1 protein-coding gene and 1 pseudogene are annotated in these 497 nt (G+C 31.0%); both read right to left on the reverse strand.

Annotated elements, in window-relative coordinates:
- Window positions 1-236: SDR family NAD(P)-dependent oxidoreductase (locus ACYUEX_RS18710; protein WP_460289462.1), on the reverse strand; the 236-nt coding region annotated here is incomplete at its 3' end.
- 91 nt (window positions 237-327) lie between these two features.
- A pseudogene (locus ACYUEX_RS18715) lies at window positions 328-497 on the reverse strand (SDR family NAD(P)-dependent oxidoreductase); the annotation flags it as partial.

A 497-nucleotide genomic window follows, 5' to 3' on the forward strand; every position in this document is an offset into this window, starting at 1 on the left:
ACCATTTCATTTACTCTTTGTTCATCTGTAACATCACATACATATCCATGTGCTTTTATTCCATGCTCTGCATAAGCTGCAATTCCTTTGTCAACAAATTCTTGACTAATATCATTAAATACAACTGTTGCTCCTGCTTCCCCATATGCTTTTGCTATTGAAAATCCTATTCCATAAGATGCTCCTGTTACTAAAGCAACTTTTCCTTCTAATGAAAAATTCTTCATAATATCCATAATAAATTCCTCCTAATTTTAACTTTTATATTTTAATAGTAATATTTATCTTAATTCAGTCATTTTAACAGCATCCATATCATCAAAGTCTTTGTTTTATCCAACCATACCCCTTTACAAGTATATCAATTACTCCAACTTCCTCTTCTATTTGCTTAACCATTTCATTTACTCTTTGTTCATCTGTAACATCACATACATATCCATGTGCTTTTATTCCATGCTCTGCATAAGCTGCAATTCCTTTGTCAACAAATTCTT

It is taken from the genome of Clostridium sp. CTA-7 (genome assembly GCF_054768095.1).